The organism is Corynebacterium sp. KPL2838 (assembly GCF_040225455.1).
Taxonomy (GTDB): Bacteria; Actinomycetota; Actinomycetes; order Mycobacteriales; family Mycobacteriaceae; genus Corynebacterium; species Corynebacterium rhinophilum.
The window spans coordinates 1-18,211 of the sequence record NZ_JBEHFT010000017.1 but is presented as its reverse complement, the minus strand read 5'-3'; the positions used below and the strand labels follow the sequence as shown (position 1 = coordinate 18,211).

Annotated in this window: 19 protein-coding genes; 2 read left to right on the top strand and 17 right to left on the bottom strand. The window is 58.1% G+C overall.

The genetic code is table 11. The features are described from left to right. Positions 1-10 precede the first annotated feature (10 nt). The 11 genes from ABRP98_RS07165 to atpB all read right to left on the bottom strand — a co-directional run bounded on the left by ABRP98_RS07165 (position 11) and on the right by atpB (position 8,826). A complete protein-coding gene (locus tag ABRP98_RS07165) occupies positions 11-295 on the bottom strand; it encodes an Rv1322 family protein (protein WP_237791990.1) in 285 nt (94 codons plus the stop codon). Beyond that, positions 295-987 carry an endonuclease NucS gene (gene nucS / locus ABRP98_RS07160; protein WP_284632021.1) on the bottom strand — a complete coding sequence of 231 codons (693 nt, stop codon included), beginning with the start codon at positions 985-987 and terminating at the stop codon, positions 295-297. Before nucS ends, ABRP98_RS07165 begins: the two co-directional genes overlap by 1 nt. A 21-nt stretch (positions 988-1,008) precedes the next feature. Then, positions 1,009-1,488: a DUF2550 domain-containing protein gene (locus ABRP98_RS07155; RefSeq protein WP_349858324.1), complete on the bottom strand. Its 480-nt coding sequence runs from the start codon at positions 1,486-1,488 to the stop codon at positions 1,009-1,011. A gap of 183 nt (positions 1,489-1,671) precedes the next feature. After that, entirely contained in the window at positions 1,672-2,046 is a 375-nt protein-coding gene (locus ABRP98_RS07150; protein WP_023026361.1) for a F0F1 ATP synthase subunit epsilon, read from the bottom strand. 10 nt (positions 2,047-2,056) lie between these two features. Further along, the gene (gene atpD / locus ABRP98_RS07145; RefSeq protein WP_005280201.1) at positions 2,057-3,502 is read right to left on the bottom strand and encodes a F0F1 ATP synthase subunit beta; all 1,446 of its coding nucleotides are present in this window, start codon (positions 3,500-3,502) and stop codon (positions 2,057-2,059) included. Between the two features lie 3 nt (positions 3,503-3,505). Next, a complete protein-coding gene (locus tag ABRP98_RS07140; RefSeq protein ID WP_284782567.1) occupies positions 3,506-4,495 on the bottom strand; it encodes a F0F1 ATP synthase subunit gamma in 990 nt (329 codons plus the stop codon). Positions 4,496-4,545: 50 nt separating this feature from the next. After that, positions 4,546-6,186: a F0F1 ATP synthase subunit alpha gene (gene atpA, locus ABRP98_RS07135; protein ID WP_349858364.1), complete on the bottom strand. Its 1,641-nt coding sequence runs from the start codon at positions 6,184-6,186 to the stop codon at positions 4,546-4,548. A gap of 60 nt (positions 6,187-6,246) precedes the next feature. Continuing rightward, complete coding sequence (locus tag ABRP98_RS07130) at positions 6,247-7,062, bottom strand: F0F1 ATP synthase subunit delta (protein WP_023026358.1); 816 nt, start codon at positions 7,060-7,062, stop codon at positions 6,247-6,249. A gap of 6 nt (positions 7,063-7,068) precedes the next feature. Next, entirely contained in the window at positions 7,069-7,638 is a 570-nt protein-coding gene (locus tag ABRP98_RS07125) for a F0F1 ATP synthase subunit B (protein WP_023026357.1), read from the bottom strand. A gap of 43 nt (positions 7,639-7,681) precedes the next feature. Further along, entirely contained in the window at positions 7,682-7,921 is a 240-nt protein-coding gene (locus ABRP98_RS07120; protein WP_005280196.1) for an ATP synthase F0 subunit C, read from the bottom strand. A gap of 104 nt (positions 7,922-8,025) precedes the next feature. Next, entirely contained in the window at positions 8,026-8,826 is an 801-nt protein-coding gene (atpB, locus tag ABRP98_RS07115; RefSeq protein WP_023026356.1) for a F0F1 ATP synthase subunit A, read from the bottom strand. A gap of 558 nt (positions 8,827-9,384) precedes the next feature. Between atpB and ABRP98_RS07110 the strand changes: the two genes are divergently transcribed. After that, positions 9,385-10,575: an IS1249 family transposase gene (locus tag ABRP98_RS07110; protein ID WP_349858322.1), complete on the top strand. Its 1,191-nt coding sequence runs from the start codon at positions 9,385-9,387 to the stop codon at positions 10,573-10,575. A gap of 109 nt (positions 10,576-10,684) precedes the next feature. Here ABRP98_RS07110 and ABRP98_RS07105 read toward each other — a convergent pair whose 3' ends face one another. The 6 genes from ABRP98_RS07105 to rho are packed head-to-tail and all read right to left on the bottom strand — an operon-like array spanning position 10,685 to position 16,798. After that, a complete protein-coding gene (locus tag ABRP98_RS07105) occupies positions 10,685-11,116 on the bottom strand; it encodes a Cg1360 family ATP-synthase-associated protein (protein WP_284784710.1) in 432 nt (143 codons plus the stop codon). A gap of 10 nt (positions 11,117-11,126) precedes the next feature. Beyond that, positions 11,127-12,302 carry a glycosyltransferase family 4 protein gene (locus ABRP98_RS07100; protein ID WP_349858320.1) on the bottom strand — a complete coding sequence of 392 codons (1,176 nt, stop codon included), beginning with the start codon at positions 12,300-12,302 and terminating at the stop codon, positions 11,127-11,129. Positions 12,303-12,316: 14 nt separating this feature from the next. Further along, positions 12,317-12,985, bottom strand: coding sequence for an L-threonylcarbamoyladenylate synthase (locus tag ABRP98_RS07095; RefSeq protein ID WP_023026353.1), 669 nt, complete (start codon positions 12,983-12,985; stop codon positions 12,317-12,319). A 32-nt stretch (positions 12,986-13,017) separates the two neighbouring features. Then, positions 13,018-13,851 (bottom strand): peptide chain release factor N(5)-glutamine methyltransferase, encoded by an 834-nt coding sequence (gene prmC, locus ABRP98_RS07090; RefSeq protein ID WP_349858318.1) that lies wholly within the window; start codon positions 13,849-13,851, stop codon positions 13,018-13,020. Between the two features lie 9 nt (positions 13,852-13,860). After that, a complete protein-coding gene (gene prfA / locus ABRP98_RS07085; protein WP_284769840.1) occupies positions 13,861-14,937 on the bottom strand; it encodes a peptide chain release factor 1 in 1,077 nt (358 codons plus the stop codon). Further along, on the bottom strand, positions 14,930-16,798 hold the full coding sequence (gene rho / locus ABRP98_RS07080; protein WP_349858316.1) for a transcription termination factor Rho: 1,869 nt from the start codon (positions 16,796-16,798) through the stop codon (positions 14,930-14,932). The genes prfA and rho overlap by 8 nt, the downstream gene beginning before the upstream one ends. A 375-nt stretch (positions 16,799-17,173) precedes the next feature. Between rho and ABRP98_RS07075 the strand changes: the two genes are divergently transcribed. Next, positions 17,174-18,211: AMP-binding protein (locus ABRP98_RS07075; RefSeq protein WP_349838647.1), on the top strand; the 1,038-nt coding region annotated here is incomplete at its 3' end.

The following is an 18,211-nucleotide window of genomic DNA, read 5'->3' as shown; positions in this document are numbered from 1 at the left end:
GCCCGCAAGTCTACCTTCGCTCCCAGCAGTGCCGGTGCCAATGACGGCGGTCATCGCCCTGCCTGCCGGTATCGCGCGGCCAGGCGACGATGTGGGCAACCCCAGGCGGAATATTTTGATTACACCCCGGGCAAATATAGAATTTTTGCGCCCGCGCGGAGCCAATATGCCGCATTATATAAGGCTCCCCGTGGGTCCAGCTCGGCCCCTCGACCGTCTGCGAACCAAAGAAGGTGGAGCCGTCCTTGGGCAGTGGCCGGAATTCCTGTGGTTTTCGCCTATTTCGCCGGGGCATTAAAACAACCGCAATTCTTTCGACTCGAGTCCGCGCAGCTCCTGATAGTCCAGAACCACGCACCGGATCCCGCGGTCTTCAGCCAGCGTTCGGGCCTGCGGCTTAATTTCTTGCGCCGCAAAGATACCAGATACTGGGGCGATTAACTCATCGCGGTTGAGCAGTTCCAGATAGCGGGTTAATTGCTCGACCCCGTCAATCCCACCGCGGCGTTTGACCTCCACGGCGACATTCCGGTTATCGGCATCTTTAGCCATGATGTCTACTGGGCCAATGGCCGTGGGATACTCGCGGCGCACGAGGGTGAAATTGGAGCCCAGCGTGTCGATCTTTTCGGCCAATAGCTCCTGCAGGTGCGCCTCCACACCGTCTTTTACTAGGCCTGGATCTTCGCCCATGTCATAGGAGATGTCCTCGTGGATTTCCGCAATTGTAATGCGCAATTGCTCGCCCTTCGGGTTTTCCACTAGCCACAAGACCTCACCCGTGTCATTGCCATCCACGTCCTCAATGACGGATTCCTGCACCGTACACGGCGGCGTCATCCAATTCAGGGGCTTATACGCGCGGTCATCGGCATGCACTGATACCGAGCCGTCTGCCTTGACAATGAGCAGGCGGTCCGCCAAGGGCAGGTGGGCGTCGAGCCGTCCCACGTAATCAACTGAACAACGGGCGATCACTAAGCGCATGGCTACTACCCTAGCCTGTTGCTATTGGCGCTTGGACTGCCGGGTGGCTCGCTCTCGCAACTGCTGGTAATCAAAGCGCTGTTGCCGCTTGGACGGCGCCGCCTCGATCCAAGCTTCGAAAGCCATAATCCCGCGGGCATCGGAAGCCAGCTCGTATTCCGCATCCCCGGTGCTAAAGTGCACCACTTCGGTGGCATCAGACATAAAAGAAGCCTCGTCATCATCCAAAGAACGGGAGTTCAAAATGGTGATGTCGAGGCGGTTAAACCACAAGTTATAGCGCGGAAATACAGAACGCAGCTTGAAATATTCCACGACTTCGCCGGTATAGCGCAGCACGCCATGGCGCCAAGAAAAGCTATCTTTCGCCGGCATTGAGCGCAACAACACCGGGGTTCCGCGCGAGCGCAGAGTAAAAAATCGCAGGGCCGCCAGCAGAACCACTAGCAATACCACCAACGCTAAGGCCCACAGGACCACCGAGATAACCGTCGAATTCATGGGCTCCACACGCCATCCTTGGTTAGTGAAAGAACATTTATTTGGATTGTAGCGCCTGATTCCGCTTCTGCGCCAATAGGCAAAGACAAAGAAAACGTGAAAAAGCGCACCGGATAAACTCCAGTGCGCTTTTCTGAGAGCAGGAAGGGCGGCTATTGCTGCCCTCTCCTACCAATCCAAGGTTTATTCAGCCTTTGCTGCGCGGCGAAGTGCACGCAATGCAGCCTCACCGCGGGACTTGGTGAGCTCATGAGCCGAAGAGGAATCCTCTTCCGCCTTGGCCTCATCCACCTCATCGGACCAGATGGCCCAATCAGCGAGGACGGTAATCTTGTCCTGGGTAACGGAGAGGAAGCCACCCTGGACGGCGGCAACGCGCCGCGCGCCATCAACTGGGTGGATGGTCACTACGCCATTGTCGATCAACTGACCGATCACAGGCTCGTGACCGGGAAGCACGCCGATCTCACCCTCGGTGGTCTCAGCCGTCACTATGGAGGCCTGACCAGACCACAATGAGCGCTCGACGGAAACCAATTCGGCGGTGATGTCAGCCATGTGCCTCTCCCTACTTCTCGTTCAACTTCTTGTATGCAGCTTCGACGTCGTCCAAGCCACCCAAGCCGTTGAAGGCCTGCTCTGGGTAGTGGTCAAACTCACCGTTGCAGATGCGCTCGAAGGCATCGATGGTGTCCTGCAGCGGCACGTAGGACCCCTCCAGACCAGTGAACTTCTGCGCGACGAAGAAGTTCTGGCCCAGGAAGCGCTCGATACGGCGGGCACGCTGCACGGTCACCTTGTCTTCTTCAGACAGCTCGTCCATACCAAGGATGGCGATGATGTCCTGCAGTTCCTTGTTCTTCTGCAGAATACCGATGACGCGCTGTGCTACCTCGTAGTGCTTCTCGCCCACAATGCCTGGCTCGAGGATACGAGAGGTAGAGGTCAGCGGGTTCACTGCCGGGTAAATACCCTTAGAAGCAATGGCACGGTCCAGCTCGGTCGTCGCATCCAAGTGGGCGAAGGTCGTAGCTGGGGCCGGGTCAGTGTAGTCATCGGCAGGCACGTAAACGGCCTGCAGAGAGGTAATGGAACGACCCTTGGTGGAGGTAATGCGCTCCTGCAACACACCCATCTCATCAGCCAAGGTTGGCTGGTAACCCACGGCGGAAGGCATACGACCCAGCAGGGTGGATACCTCGGAGCCGGCCTGGGTGAAACGGAAGATGTTGTCAATGAACAGCAGCACGTCCTGGTTCTGCACATCGCGGAAGTACTCCGCCATGGTCAGGCCGGACAAAGCCACGCGCATACGAACTCCTGGTGGCTCGTCCATCTGGCCGAAGACAAGTGCGGTATCTTGCAGAACGCCCATCTCTTCCATTTCCAGGAAGAGGTCGGTGCCCTCACGGGTTCGCTCGCCGACGCCGGCGAACACCGACGTACCGGAGAACTCGCGGGCAATACGGGTAATCATTTCCTGGATCAGGACGGTCTTACCCACACCTGCACCGCCGAAGAGGCCAATCTTGCCGCCCTTAACGTATGGGGTCAGCAGGTCAATGACCTTAATACCGGTTTCGAGGATCTCGGTCTTGCCCTCGAGCTGGTCGAACGCTGGTGGCTCGCGGTGGATGCCCCACTGCTCGCCATCGCGGCCGAGGCCCGGCTCATCGAGGCAGTCACCGAGGGCGTTGAAAACGTGGCCCTTGACGACGTCGCCGACGGGAACGGAGATAGGCTCTCCGGAGTCGACTACCTCGGCACCACGGACAAGGCCATCGGTAGGTGCCATGGACACGGTACGAACGAGGTTGTCACCGAGGTGCTGAGCGACCTCGAGGGTGACGGTCTTTGCCACAGCTTCGAGCTTAATCTCGACGTGGAGTGCGTTGTACAGGGCCGGAAGTGCCTCGCGTGGGAATTCCACGTCCACCACCGGACCGATGACGCGCACGACACGACCGGCGACTGCCGAAGACTGTGCATTCTGCTCTTGCAGAGCTGTAGTCATAATCTAGTCACTTTCTGCGCTGTCAGATAGCGCGCCAGCGCCACCGACGATCTCTGAAATTTCCTGGGTAATCTGCGCCTGACGGGCCTGGTTGGCCACACGAGATAGGTCATTGACCATCTCGGTTGCGTTGTCAGTAGCAGATTTCATAGCTGTACGGCGTGCAGCGGACTCGGAAGCCGAAGCCTCCAAGAACATAGCAAACAGGATACGCGAGACGTACTGCGGAAGCAGCGCGTCCATCAGGGTATCCGCGTCCGGCTCGAACTCGAAGTCCGCAGAAATGTTATCCACTGGCTCCGGATCCTCCAGTGCGGAGTCACCCATCTCGTACTCCTCGCCCTGCACTACCGGCTCAACGGGCAAAAGCTGCTGTGCACGCGCGGTTTGGGTCAGCATGGACTCAAACTCGGTGTAGACCACATGCACCTGGTCAAAGCCGGTAACACCTGCGCCTTCACCTTCCGCGTGCAGGCCCTCGCGACCCTTGGTAGTGCCCTTAGAACCAGCAACGAAGCCATCGATCATGTGGCGACGCACATCGTGGGTGCCCTCCCAGGTCGGATCCTGAGAGAAACCATCCCAGCTGCCCGCTACCTCTTCCTCACGGAAGTTGTAGTGGCCGATGCCCTTGCTGCCGGCGACGTAGCGAACTACCTCGTAGCCCTTGCTTTCGAGGAGGGCCTTGAGCTGGGCTGCCTTCTTGAAGACGTTGTTGTTGTAGCCACCGCACATGCCTCGGTCAGAGGTGATTACGAGAATCGCGGCGACATTGCCGTCTTCACGCTCACGCAGCATGGGGTGCTCTAGCGTCGACGCTGCAGCCAACCTGTTCATGACGTTGGTCAGCTCAATCGCGTACGGCTGAGAGGCTTCCACCCGAGCCTGCGCTTTGGTAATGCGCGAGGTAGCAATGAGCTCCTGGGCTTTAGTGATCTTCTTAGTCGAGTTCACGGACCGGATGCGGTCGCGTAATTCGCGAAGATTAGCCATCGTTTCTCCTCCCTTCTTTCATATAGACGGTTAATTACGAGAGCTGAACTCTACTTAGCCGTCTTCCGGGAGACGTTGAGCTCGGTGCTTTTCACGTCATTTTCGTCCAAAGGATCTACAGGCTCTTCGGTGCCCAAGTTGGTGCCCTCGGAGGTGCGGAACGTAGGAGCGAACTCCTTGGCTGCGGCCTCGAGTGCTTCCTTGGACTCATCGCTGAGCGCCTTGCCGCCGGCGATCTGCTCAAAGACCTCTGGAGTATTGGCGTTGAGGTACTCGTGCACCTCGGCCTCGAAGCGGCGAACGTCTTCGACGGGAACGACGTCGAAGATGCCTGCCTCGGCGAGGTAGATGGATACCATCTGGTATTCCACCGGCTGCGGCGAGGATTCGGACTGCTTCAGCAGCTCGACCAAGCGAGAGCCGCGCTCCAGCTGTGCCTTGGAGGCAGCGTCCAGGTCGGATGCGAAGGCAGCGAATGCCTGCAGGTCACGGTATGCAGCCAGGTCAAGACGGAGGTTACCGGCAACCTTCTTCATACCCTTGGTCTGTGCCGCACCACCAACACGGGAGACGGACACACCGACGTTAATAGCCGGGCGAACACCCTGGTTGAAGAGGTCGGACTCCAAGAAGACCTGACCGTCAGTAATGGAAATGACGTTGGTCGGAATGAAGGCACTGACGTCATTAGCCTTGGTCTCGATGATGGGCAGTGCGGTCATGGAGCCGGCACCCATGTCATCGGAAAGCTTGGCAGCGCGCTCCAGCAAGCGGGAGTGCAGGTAGAAGACGTCGCCTGGGTAAGCCTCACGTCCCGGCGGGCGGCGCAGCAACAGCGAAATTGCGCGGTATGCCTCAGCCTGCTTGGTCAGGTCATCGTAGATAACCAGGACGTGGTTGCCCTGGTACATCCACTGCTGGCCCAATGCAGCACCGGAGAACGGTGCCAGCCACTTGTAGCCGGCGGAATCAGAAGCTGGGGCCGCCACGATGGTGGTGTAATCCAGCGCGCCGTGCTCCTCAAGGGTGCGGCGCACGCTGGCGATGGTCGAGCCCTTCTGGCCGATGGCGACGTAAATACAACGGACCTGCTTGTCCTTGTCGCCGGACTCCCAGTTAGCCTTCTGGTTCAAAATGGTATCGATGGTCACCGCGGTCTTACCGGTCTTACGGTCACCAATGATCAGCTGACGCTGACCACGGCCGATCGGGGTCATCGCATCGATAGCCTTGATGCCGGTCTGCATTGGCTCTTCAACCGGCTGGCGCTGCAGCACCGAAGGTGCCTGCAACTCGAGGACGCGCTCCTCTTCGCTTTCGATTGGGCCCAAGCCGTCAATGGGCTGGCCCAGTGGGTTAATAACGCGGCCGAGGAAGTCCTCGCCCACGGGGATGGAAAGGACCTCGCCGGTCCTCTTAACCTCGTCGCCCTCCTTGAGGGACTCGTAGTTACCCAAGACCACGACACCAATGGAGTTGGTGTCAAGGTTCTGTGCGACGCCAATTACGCCGCCGGGGAACTCGAGCAGCTCATTCGCCATAACGGATGGCAGGCCAGAAACCTGCGCAATACCGTCAGCTGCCGAAATGACCACGCCGACCTCCTCACGGGAGGCCTCCGCGGAGTAGCTCGAGGTGTAGTTCGCAATCGCACTACGGATCTCGTCGGAGGAGATCGTCAGCTCCGCCATGTTCTTCCTGCTCTCGGTAGTATCTTCCAGCACTTACTTAAATCGTTTCTGTCGTTTCGGCTACACCATCTGGGCACGGAAGCGGGCAATCTTGCCTGCCGTCGAGCCGTCAATGATTTCATCGCCGACGCGGATGCGCATGCCACCGAGGAGGCTGGTGTCAACCTCAGAGTGAATGGACATCGCACGACCATAAATTTTGCCCAGCTTCTCAGCGAGTACTGCCTGCTGGCCTTCATTCAATTCACCCGCAGCGACTACGCGCGCGATGGTGCGATCCTGCAGCGCTGCTGCAGTATCGGCCAATCCGGCAACGTCATCAATGGGGTTCTGCTCTGGGCGGCTGATGGCCTGCAGCGCGAGCGCTTCAGTAAACATCGTCACCTTGCCGTAGAGCACATTTGCCAGCAATCCGCGCTTGCGTGCGGATTCAGCAGTTCGATCGGAAAGCAGCTGGGTAAGCTCGCCCTCGCGGTCCAGAATCTGTGCCAAGCGGAAAAGCTCGTCTTCGACCTGGCCCAACTGGCCCTGTGCCTCGGCGGCACGCAACAATGCGCGGCGGCCCAAGGAAACAAGCCCGTTGACGAAGTCCTTCGGCGAAGACCATTGGTTCGCCGCAGCTTCCTGCAGGATGCTCAGCGCACCGGCAGAAACCTTGGAGCCAAAGAGATTCTCGGCCAAGGACTTGCGCGCTTCAGCCGGGGCTGCGACGTCAATGAAGGACACGCGCAATTCGCGGTCCCCATCCAAAACGTCGACGACCTCGAAAATGTCTAGGCCCGCTTGGACTGCACTAGCAACATTCTTATCGCCAGCGAGGATTTCATCCACACGGGACTGTGAGTTCGCGAGTGCTTCGCGGCTAGCTGCCTTCATAGTTGCCTACTTTCCGGCCGGTGCCACAGAGTCGAGCTCGGACAAAAAGCCATCGATGGTAGAGGACTTCTTGGAGGCGTCAGAAAGCTCGCCGCCCAGAATCTTTTCTGCCAAGTTGATGGAGTTCTGTCCCATTTCGGAACGCAGCTCAGTAACAACCTGCGCACGAGAAGCTTCCAACTGCTTTTCGCCATTGGCGACGATGCGGCGGGATTCCTCTTCCGCTTGGCTCTTCGCGTCAGCCTCGATCTGCTTGCCGCGCTCGCGCGCCTGCTCGCGGATCTCGGCTGCCTCTGCGCGGGCATCAGCCAGCTGAGCATTGTACTTTTCTAGAGCAGCCTTAGCCTCGGCCTGTTGAGCCTCAGCGCGCTTCATGCCGCCCTCAATCCGGTCTTCACGCTCTTCGAGCAACTTGGTGTAACGAGGAAGTACGAACTTCCAGAACAACCAGAGAATTACGATGAAGCACAGCAAAGACCAGAAAATGTCATAGTTCTTGGGCAGAAGAACGGAGAAGCTACCCGAACCTGGGTTCTCCTCGCCCTCTGCTGCAAGCAAATAAACGACGTTATTCATAGGTCTCCCGTCTTAAAAGTTTCGGTTTGGAAAACTCGTACTTTTAGAACAGGAAGCCGGCAACGAGGCCGATAAGGGCCAGGGCCTCGGTGAAGGCGATACCCAGGAACATGGTGGTACGCAGCTGGCCGGCCATCTCCGGCTGGCGAGCCATAGCCTCAACGGTCTTGCCGGCGACGATGCCGATACCGATACCAGGGCCGATAGCAGCAAGGCCGTAGCCGATGGTGCCGAAGCCTTCGAACGTCGTAGCAGCATCCTGTGCCAGAATGATTTCGTTCATGGTGAAAGTCGTTCCCTTTCGTAAAAATCTTCAGTCCGTATCGGACCGAATGTCAGTGTTGTGTAATTAGGTGGATTACTCGGTCGCGCTCGTCGACCTCGTCCTTAGTGCGAATCAGCGTGCAAGGACAACTCAATGTACACCGCCGTCAACAAGGCGAAGATGTACGCCTGCAAGAAGATAACCAGAATCTCGAACAGGCTCATAGCCAAGCCCAAGACCACGGTCAGTCCAGACAGGACGGTCCAACCATTTAGCTGCCAGAAGAAGAAGTTCGTAGCAGAGAAGAGAAGAACCAGGATGATGTGTCCAGCAAGGAAGTTCGCCATGAGACGAATTGCAAGGGTAACCGGTCGCAGAATGAACGTAGAGAAGAACTCAATCGGTACCACCAAAAGGTGCAATGCCGGTGGCAAGTTCGGAATCACTACGGAGGAGCGAATGAACTTGCCCAAGCCGTAGCGCTTGGCACCGGCGTAAATCATGACGATGTACGAAACGGCTGCCAACACAATTGGCATACCAATACGACCGTTTGGCGAGACGTTAAGTCCCGGGATAACGGTCGCGACGTTCATAAACAGAACCGCGAAGAAGATGCTAGCGATAATTGGCAGGAATCGCTTTCCCTCCTTCTTACCCAAAATGTCCTCGGCGATATGTACACGGACGAAGTCGACCGCGTTCTCGCCTACATTCTGAATGCCAGAAGGAACCAACTTAGGGTTCTTAAAGGCAGCCCAGAAAAGGATCACCACAATTAGCGTCATCAAAATGCGAATCAGCATCAGGCGATCAAGCGCGAACCATCCATCGGCGAAGTCGCCAAAAAACAGATGGTCGGCATCAATTTGCCCCGGGAAGAATTCTTCACCTAGATCGGGCGTATGGAAGTGCCCTTTCATAGCCAATGTTGTAACGCTCAGCGTTCTCTCCCGTGTTCGGGCCACACAGCCAATAGCTGGTCTCTGTGGTGCGATGGACGTCTCAAACTCTCTGCCTTGAACACGGACTCCGTCGCACATCAGCGTGAACAAGACAGGGATTTACCGTGCAGGATTCAAGCGCAACACTTAACCCCGCGGTAACCCGTTGCAAATCGTATCAGCTGGATCAACAGTTTTCGCACGTGGGGGCCCCATAAGCCACACCCGATAGCGCCATTTCCGCCTTTTGCCATACAAAACCGCGCTATTCCTGCCCAATTCACAAACGTGCATTTGATCACACCCTCAGGTCAACACACCTCCTCGGGGGTGACCAGCATCCATTAATGCCAGCATGCAGGCATAAAAAGGCCGGGTTAAGTAGCAGGAAGTGTGTCTCGGTTTCAGGGTAAGCGCTGGTGAGCTTGTTTAAATAGGGGCTGAATAAGCTGTTGGGGCTTATTCGGCCCTGCTTTTTGTTCAATCCACCGGAATGGCACCTGCATGTGGTATGTGGTGGGCTGGTTGAATTTTCCGGTGACTACTAACCGACCACGATGCCCTATTTGTGCAGGGCAGATGAAGAAAAATGGCACAACATCCAAAGGGAAAACCAGATGGCGATGCAAAGACCCCAACTGCGGAAGCTCCTTAACCCGCCAACGAACTGACCACACCCAGGCCCGAGACTTCCGCGCCTTCTACCGCTACGCGGTATCTACAACGTCTTTGACGCAGCTCGCCCAGCAGCAAGGAATAAGCCGGTGGACTCTCAACCGCCGGTTTGAGCCCTTATGGCTTATCGATATCCCTAATGCCCCGGACCCGCACCGAATCTACGACCAAATCTTCATCGACGGCACCTACACCGCTGCAGGCTGCCTGCTTGTCGCAGCAAGCCATGACCACGTCATTGCCTGGCACTGGGCTAAAAGAGAATCCACCGATGCCTATATTCAATTACTTAAAAACATAGCGCCACCTTTATGCGTCGTACTTGATGGCGGACTCGGCGCCCAATCAGCCATCGCAACATGCTGGCCAAACACACCAATTCAACGCTGCCTAGTCCATGCCCAACGCGTAATCCGCCGATACACCACCAGCCGGCCACGTACCGATGCCGGCAAAGCCATCTATGGCCTAGCGCTGCAATTAACCAAAATCAGCACTCTAGACCAAGCACGGGAATGGACGAAGAACCTGCATGACTTCGGCCAGGTCTATAAGCACTTCCTCTGCGAGAAAACCCTGGCGCCTACACATCGCCGCAGGTCCAACCGCAAGTGGGAATGGACCCATTTACGCGTTCGCCAAGCCTATAAATCACTGCGGAACCTTTCGCAGAAACAACATCTATTTACCTACCTGCAGCCACCACCACATGCTCTTATGCCACAGCGTTGGGTAGCAACAACAAACAGCCTCGAAGGCGGAGTCAACGCCCCGCTCAAACGCATCGCTGATGCTCACCGTGGAAGAACAGGAGAACGTCAACGCAAAATGCTGGAATGGTACCTGTATTCACGAACACAACTGCCTGACGACCCATTAGAGATCGCCAGGCAGTGCAATTTCGGGCAAGACCAACTCGCCAAAGTCAAAGGCCTTACCCCAGAAGACCACAACACAGCCGACCCGGAAACAGGCCGACCAGCCTTCTACGACAACGCTATCCCAACCGAATACTCACACTCCATAGGAATCAGAAAAGGACCCATGAAATGACAAAAGGTGCCCAGCCGACGACACACCCACCAGACACACATTTTGCTACTTAACCCAAAAGGCCGCCGCGCAAGCCTGGTGCGCGACGGCTTAACTCTTTTTGCCCTACTCAGGACACGTAGGTGATCCTGGAGGTGACCACGGCCCAGACCTCAGAGCCTAAGGTAACGATGAGTGCTACGACGACGGTGAGAAACAGCGCCCACGTGTCATAGAAATCCATGTCCCGGATAATGGCCAGAACTCCGATGAGGACGATCAACTTGATAAGCCAACCGCCCAATACCACCGCGATGGTGGTGGAGGGCGTCGAGTGGGCGGTAAAGAGCACCGACAGCGCGGTAAACAGGACAAAGCCGCCGCCGAGGGCAGCGCCGACGAGAACGCCCCAAAGCCCGGCGACACCTTGTGCCCCGCCCCAGACGGCGAGAGAAATGATGGTAAAGATGCCGAGGGCCGTAGCCCCCTTCTTTACGGCGCGCTGCAGCGGCAGGCGCGGGTCATCGAAATTAGGATTTTCCGTTGTGTCACTCACGGACATTCACCCTACCTCACGCACTCGGCGAGTCACGCAATACGCAATCATCCGACGACCTGAGCCCAATCTTACCCTGCCGCAGTGGAATCAGCGTCGCGCCAAAGGCAATCAACAACGCCATGATGGACAGGCCGATTGCAACTGGCGCTGGCACGATGGAAAACGACACCGCACCAAAGGCTACCGCGGACACCCAGAGATACAACACGAGCACGGTGCGTCGGTGCGTATGCCCCAGAGACAAAAGGCGGTGGTGGATGTGTGCCTTGTCCGCAGAAAACGGCGAGCGCCCCTGGGATAGGCGGCGAATTACCGCCCAGACAAGGTCTAAGACTGGAATAAACACCGCAGCGATCACCACGAGGATGGGTGACAAAAGCGCCACGATGTCCACGGTGCCGTAGAGGGACATGTTGATCTTGCCGGAGGCGGAGGTGGAGGCCGCAGCGAGCAAGAGGCCGATAAGCATGGAGCCGGAATCACCCATAAAAATTCGGGAGGGCTCAAAGTTATGGGGCAAAAAGCCCGCACACATCCCCACCAAAGCGGCGCTAATAATTGCGGGTGGATACGCCGATACCGCCCCGCCCTGGTCATGCAGGACGGTCAGCGAGAAGACCAAGATGGCGCCGCCCGCAATGAGCCCAAGGCCCGCGGCTAAGCCATCAAGGCCGTCAACGAAGTTGATGGCATTGATGAGCAGGACCGTGAAAAAAGCGGTAAGGAGGGTGCTTTGAATCTGGTCGAGGACTACCGTGGTACCGCCACCGAAGGGGATAAAAAGCAGCGTCCAGGTTAGGCCTAGACCACTCATAAGGGCGGCGGCAAAGAGCTGCCCAAAAAGTTTAATGAGGGCCCCGAGTTCCAGGTAGTCATCGGCAATCCCCAAAAGCACGATGGCCAGCGCCGCCCACAACACCGCACTCATCTCTGGGGTCACGGGCATAAACCCGCGAGTCAAGGCTGGGAGCTGGGCTGCGAGGAATATCGCCGCCGCAAAGCCGGTAAACATGGCGAGCCCGCCCATGCGGGGCGTCGGCTGTGAGTGGGAATCGCGCAGGCGAATTTCTGCCACCCGGCCCGTGCGGACCAAAAAGGACCGCACCACTCCGGTGGTCAGGTAGGTAAATGTCGCTGCTACGAGGATGACCAAGGCCAACTCGCGCAGCGGTACGCCAGTGCCGCTCACGCGAAATGCTCCTTCTATCCTTGGGGCCGGGTGCGCAACGAGTCAGCGGAGACGCCGAGCACCTCACCAATCTCCTCCGCGGATAATGCACCCTCGCGCAGTAGGAATGGATGGTCACCGGAGAGGTCGATGATGGTCGAGGGCTTGCCGATGTCCGTTTCTCCCCCGTCCAAATACACAGTGACGGCCTTTCCCAATTGAGCCTTGGCCATTTGCGCGGTCGTCGGCGGTTGGTGGCCAGAAATATTGGCAGAAGAAACCGCCATCGGCCCAACCTCGCGCAAAAGCTCGATGGCGATCGGGTGAAGGGGCATCCGCAGCATGACAGTGCCGCGGGTATCACCTAAGTTCCACGGCAGGGACGGGGCCTGAGGCACGACGATGGATAGTCCGCCTGGCCAAAAGGCTTCGACGAGGTCGCGGGTGGAATCGGGATACGAGGCGACAAGGCCGCGAACGGTGTTCCAGGAGCCGACGAGCACGGGAACCGGCATATCCGGCCCACGTTGCTTGGTAGCGAGCAAATTGGCTACCGCGTCATTATCGAAGGCATCGCAGCCCAAGCCGTACAGCGTATCGGTGGGCATGACCACGAGCCGCCCAGACTTGGCTGCCTTGGTGGCGATGCTCACGCCTTCCTCACGCTCGGTGTCATCGGCGCAATTATAAATTTTTCCTTGCATCAATAATCCCCTTCTTGCCCGACGGTGATGCTTTAGTTTACCGCGCGCTGCGCGGTAATAAAGCGCGGCGTGCCTGTTAAGTCCCTAAGCGGCGCGATATGGGCAAAGCCACCGTGGTCACGCACCGCATCGCGCACGACATCGCCAGTCGTATCGTCATGTTCAATCGCCATGACCCCACCAGGCCGCAAAAGCCTGGCGATGGTGGGAATCAACCCGCGGATTACTCCCATGCCGTCATCGCCACCGAAGACTGCCACGTACGGATCGTGATATACCTCCGGTTGCAAATTTGGATCTTCCGGTACATAAGGCGGGTTGCTCACTACGAGATCGACCGTGCCATTCCAGTCCGCCAGAGTCTGGCTGTCGATCGCGTCCGCCTGCACCACCTCGACCCGGGTGCCATTGGTATTGGCGCGGGTGAACTCGAGGGCGGCATCGGAAAGCTCGACTGCCCTCACCTCCGCCTGCGGTACGTAATGCTGCAGGTAGAGCGCCAGCGCGCCCGAACCCGAGCACAAATCCACCATGCGCGGGCCCGGTGCGTGGTGGACCGCCCAATCCGCCATCACCTCAGTTTCCGGGCGCGGAATGAACACGCCTGGACCCACCTTTAGTTCTAGGGGCCCAAACCACCCCGTGCCCAGCACGTATTGCAGCGGCTCGCGCTGTTCCCGTCTACGCAAAAGCGCCTCAAAGGCCACGTCAAAGCCGGGCATGGGTGGCTCATGCAGCGGAATATCCAAATGCCCGCAGTGAATGAGGTGGGACATAAGAATTCGTGCGTCCCATTCGGGGCTTCCTACTCCAGCAACGCGAAGGCGCTGCACCCCTTGGCGCAGCGCCTCACCGTACGATTCCATCGACCGCGATTACCCCTCGGCCTCAAGGCGCTCGGCACGCTCTTGGTCCTGCAGGGCCTTGATGAGATCCTGCATATCGCCGTTCAACACGGAATCCAGGTTATTGGCCTTGTAACCAATGCGGTGATCCGTGATGCGGTTTTCGGGCCAGTTATAAGTGCGCACGCGCTCGGAGCGATCCATGGTGCGCACCTGGGAGGCGCGCTGCTCGCCAGCCTCGGCCTCGCGGGCATCGCGCTCCATCTGGTCCAGGCGAGCCTGCAGCACCTGCAGGGCACGGGCCTTGTTCTGGATCTGTGAACGTTCCTTCTGGCAGGTAACAATCAACCCCGTGGGCAGGTGGGTAATGCGCACCGCCGAGTCGGTGGTGTTCACGCCCTGACCACCCTTACCGGAGGAGCGGTACACGTCGACGCGGATATCCTTGTCATCGATATTGACCGATTCGACCTCTTCGGGCTCTGGGTACACCAGCACGCCGGCGGCAGAAGTCTGGATGCGGCCCTGCGATTCCGTGACCGGCACTCGCTGCACGCGGTGCACGCCCCCTTCAAACTTGAAGACGGACCATGCGCCATCGCGCGTCGGGGACTTAGCGCGGAAGGAGATAGTCATGTCCTTCACGCCGCCCAAGTCGGATTCGTTAAGGCCCAAGACCTCCCACTTAAAGTCGATCTTATCGGCAAAACGCTCGTACATGCGGGCCAAGTCGCCGGCAAAGAGCGCGGCCTCTTCGCCGCCGGCACCGGCCTTGATCTCCATGATGATGTCTTCCGAGTCCTGCTCATCGCGCGGGGCGAGCAGGTCAGCCAGCTTTTCTTCCAGTTCTTCCACAGACTCGGCTAGGCGGTCTGCTTCTTCTTGGAAGTCGTGGTCTTCATAAGCCATTTCTTTGGCGTCCGCGAGATCCTCCCGTGCCTGGGTCAGCTCGTCGTTGACCATGATGATGGGGCGCAACTCCGCGTACCGCTTGGACAGCTTGCGAAAAGCCTGCTGATCGCCGGCGATTTCTGGGTCGCCCATCTGCATTTCAATGCCCTGGTATTCCGACACAATGTCATCAACCATGGAAACTTGATTAGACATAGTCTTCCTCGTCCTTATCCGCAGCCATCGGTGCAGAAGAAGCTACCTGCATGAGGAACTCGCCATTCGAGCGGGTCTTCTTAAGCTGCTTGATCAACAGGTCAATTGCCTGGTGGGAATCCAGAGCCGACAGGATGCGGCGCAGTTTGGTCATGATGCGCGCCTCTTCAGGCACTAGCAGGAGCTCATCCTTGCGGGTACCGGAGGGATTGACGTCCACAGCCGGGAATACGCGGCGTTCCGAGATTCCACGGTCCAGCTTCAATTCCGCGTTGCCCGTCCCCTTGAATTCCTCGAAGATGACGGTATCGCCGGTAGAACCGGTCTCCACCATTGCGGTGGCGATGATGGTCAGCGAACCGCCCTCTTCAATATTGCGGGCAGCGCCCAAGAAGCGCTTTGGCGGGTAGAGTGCATTAGAATCCACACCACCAGACAGGATGCGGCCCGATGCCGGGGAGGAGTTGTTGTACGCGCGGCCCAAGCGGGTGATGGAATCCAGCAGCACCACGACATCCTTGCCCTGCTCCACCAGGCGCTTTGCGCGCTCGATGGCCAGCTCGGAAACGGAGGTGTGCTCTGATGGCGGGCGATCAAAGGTAGAAGAAATGACCTCACCCTTCACGGAGCGCTGCATGTCCGTGACCTCTTCAGGGCGCTCATCCACCAGCACCACCATGAGGTAGCACTCGGGGTTATTGGTAGCAATCGCATTCGCGATGTTTTGCAAGATTGTGGTCTTACCGGCCTTCGGCGGCGAGACGATGAGCGCGCGTTGACCCTTACCAATCGGCATAATCAGGTCGATGACGCGGGTGGTCAGGATCTTCGGGTCCGTTTCCAAGCGCAGGCGCTGATTGGGATACAGCGGCGTGAGCTTATTAAAGTGCGGGCGGTGCTTTGCCTCTTCGGGATCGATCCCATTGACGGTATCGACCTGCACCAACTGGTTGTACTTGCGGCGGTTGCGACCATTGCCGTGCGTGTGGGTAGGCCCAGCCACCTTGACCTGACCGGTAATGGCATCGCCAGAGCGCAGGCCCAAACGGCGCACGATGTTCTTATTAACAAAGACATCCGCATCGCCCGCGCGGTACCCAGTGGTGCGCAGGAACGAGACGTTATTGTCTACGACATCTAAGATGCCGCCGACAGCCTGCAGCTCATCGCCCTCGCGTACCTGCAGGTCATTGCCGCCGCCGTGGTTATCATTATTGCCCCGGCCGCCCCGGCGATTCCGGCGGTTGCGACGGCCACGGCGGTTACCGCGGTCAAAATTATTATCGTCATTGCGATTATTGCGGTGATTATTATCGCCGTTCTTCTCGCCCTGCTTGTCCCCCTGGTTATCGGAGCCATCCTGGGAGTCCTCGCGGCGGTCCTGGTGGCGATTCTGGTTCTGCTCCTGCGCATCACCCCGGTTATTCTCGCCCCGGTTATTGTCGCCCTGCTCTTGGCGCTCTTGACGGCGGGCGCGATTGCGGCGCGCGCGGCGGGCCTGCGACCGCGACTCATAGCGCTGGTCGTCGCCGTTGTCCTTGCGGTCTTTGCCGCGATTGTCCTGCTGTTCGCCGGACTTGCCGTTATCGCTCTCGCTGCGATCATCCTTCTTGGAGGGCTTTTCTTTCTGCTTGGCAGGCGCCGCATCCTTCGCGGGTTTCTCGGCCTTTTCTACCTTTTCTGCCTGCTCTATTTTTGCCTTCGCCTTTGCGGGAACCTGACCGGTCTTAATGGCGGTGATGAGATCCCCTTTGCGCAGGGCTGAAACGCCGCGAAGACCGCGCTCGGCGGCCATTTTGCGCAATTCCGGCAGCTTCAGGGATGCGAGATCCTGTGCCGCGGTGTTGTCCGTATCGCTCACGGATATCCTTTCGTTGCTTGACCAGGTCCATAGTTGGGATCCGCCCTCCCCCACTTCAGGGAAGCTTGGGCGGGTGCACTGGAAGCCGATGTGTATTTTTCTTATCTTTTCGCCCTCGTGCCAAGGCGCTAACGCGCCTTGCCGGGGCAATAAGCATGAGGCCTCTTCCGGTTACCTTAAGGGAAATCCCCCTTGTAGCCAGTACGCGGGGGCGGAAGAATTCAAGAAACGACTGTGGGCAATGTATAACGATGGGACCTGTCACTGGGCCCGATTGCATAGGATTGGGAAGATTTTCCCGCTTTCCTATCAGTCGAAGGCCATTATAGCGCATTCGCTTCGCGGTGAGTACTTGGACACCGCTACAGTGGAAGCATGCTTTCCACGATGATGGATATTCCCCTGTCTTTAACCCGTATTTTGGAATACGGCGCGTCAGTGCACGGCAATACCACTGTTACCACTTGGCACGGCGAGGGAACCGGGTCCGAGTTTGGCCCCGCAGAAAAGGTTACCTTCCGCGATATCGCTGCACGCGCAGCAGCCTTTGCCCATGTTTTACACGATGACCTTGGCATCACCGGCGATCAGCGCGTGGGTAGCTTCATGTGGAATTGCGCTGAGCACCTCGAGGTCATGTTTGGCTCTGCCTGCAAGGGCGCGGTTTTCACCCCGCTGAATAAGCAGCTAATGAATGACCAGATTCGCCACATCATCAGCCACGCCGAGGTCTCCGTCATCGTGTGCGATCCCCGGCTCGCCCCGCAGTTGGGCACGGTTTTAAACGGCGCGCCATCTGTGCATTCGGTGATTTTTACCGGTTCCCAATCGCCGCAGCGCTTTGCCCACCATTTCCCGCGCGGCATCGAGTTTTATTCCTACGAGGCGCTGCTGGATGGCCGCTCTACCATCTACGATTGGCCCGAGCTCGATGAGCGCACCGCCGCCGCATTGTGTTATTCCACCGGCACCACCGGCGCGCCGAAGGGCGTTTTATATTCCCATCGCTCGCTTTACCTCGAGGCCATGCAGCTGCGTTCCTCGGATTCGCTGTGCATTACCCACGGCGAGACCTTCCTGTGCTGCATTCCCATCTACCACGTGCTGAGCTGGGGCGTTCCCTTTACGTGTTTCATGACGGGCACCCCGCTCGTGCTTCCCGATGCCGATGTCTCCGCCCCCACCCTCGCCAAGGTCATTGCAGCCACGTCGCCGCGCGTGGCCCACGGCGTGCCCACCATCTGGATCCAGCTCTTCGTGCACTACATGCACAATCCGCCAGAGCGCATGACGCTGACGGAAATTTTCGCCGGCGGCTCCCCTGTACCGCCGCAGCTTATCAAGATGTGGGAGGAGCATTACGGCGTCGACGTCGTGCACGTCTGGGGCATGGTGGAAACCTCAACGGTCGGC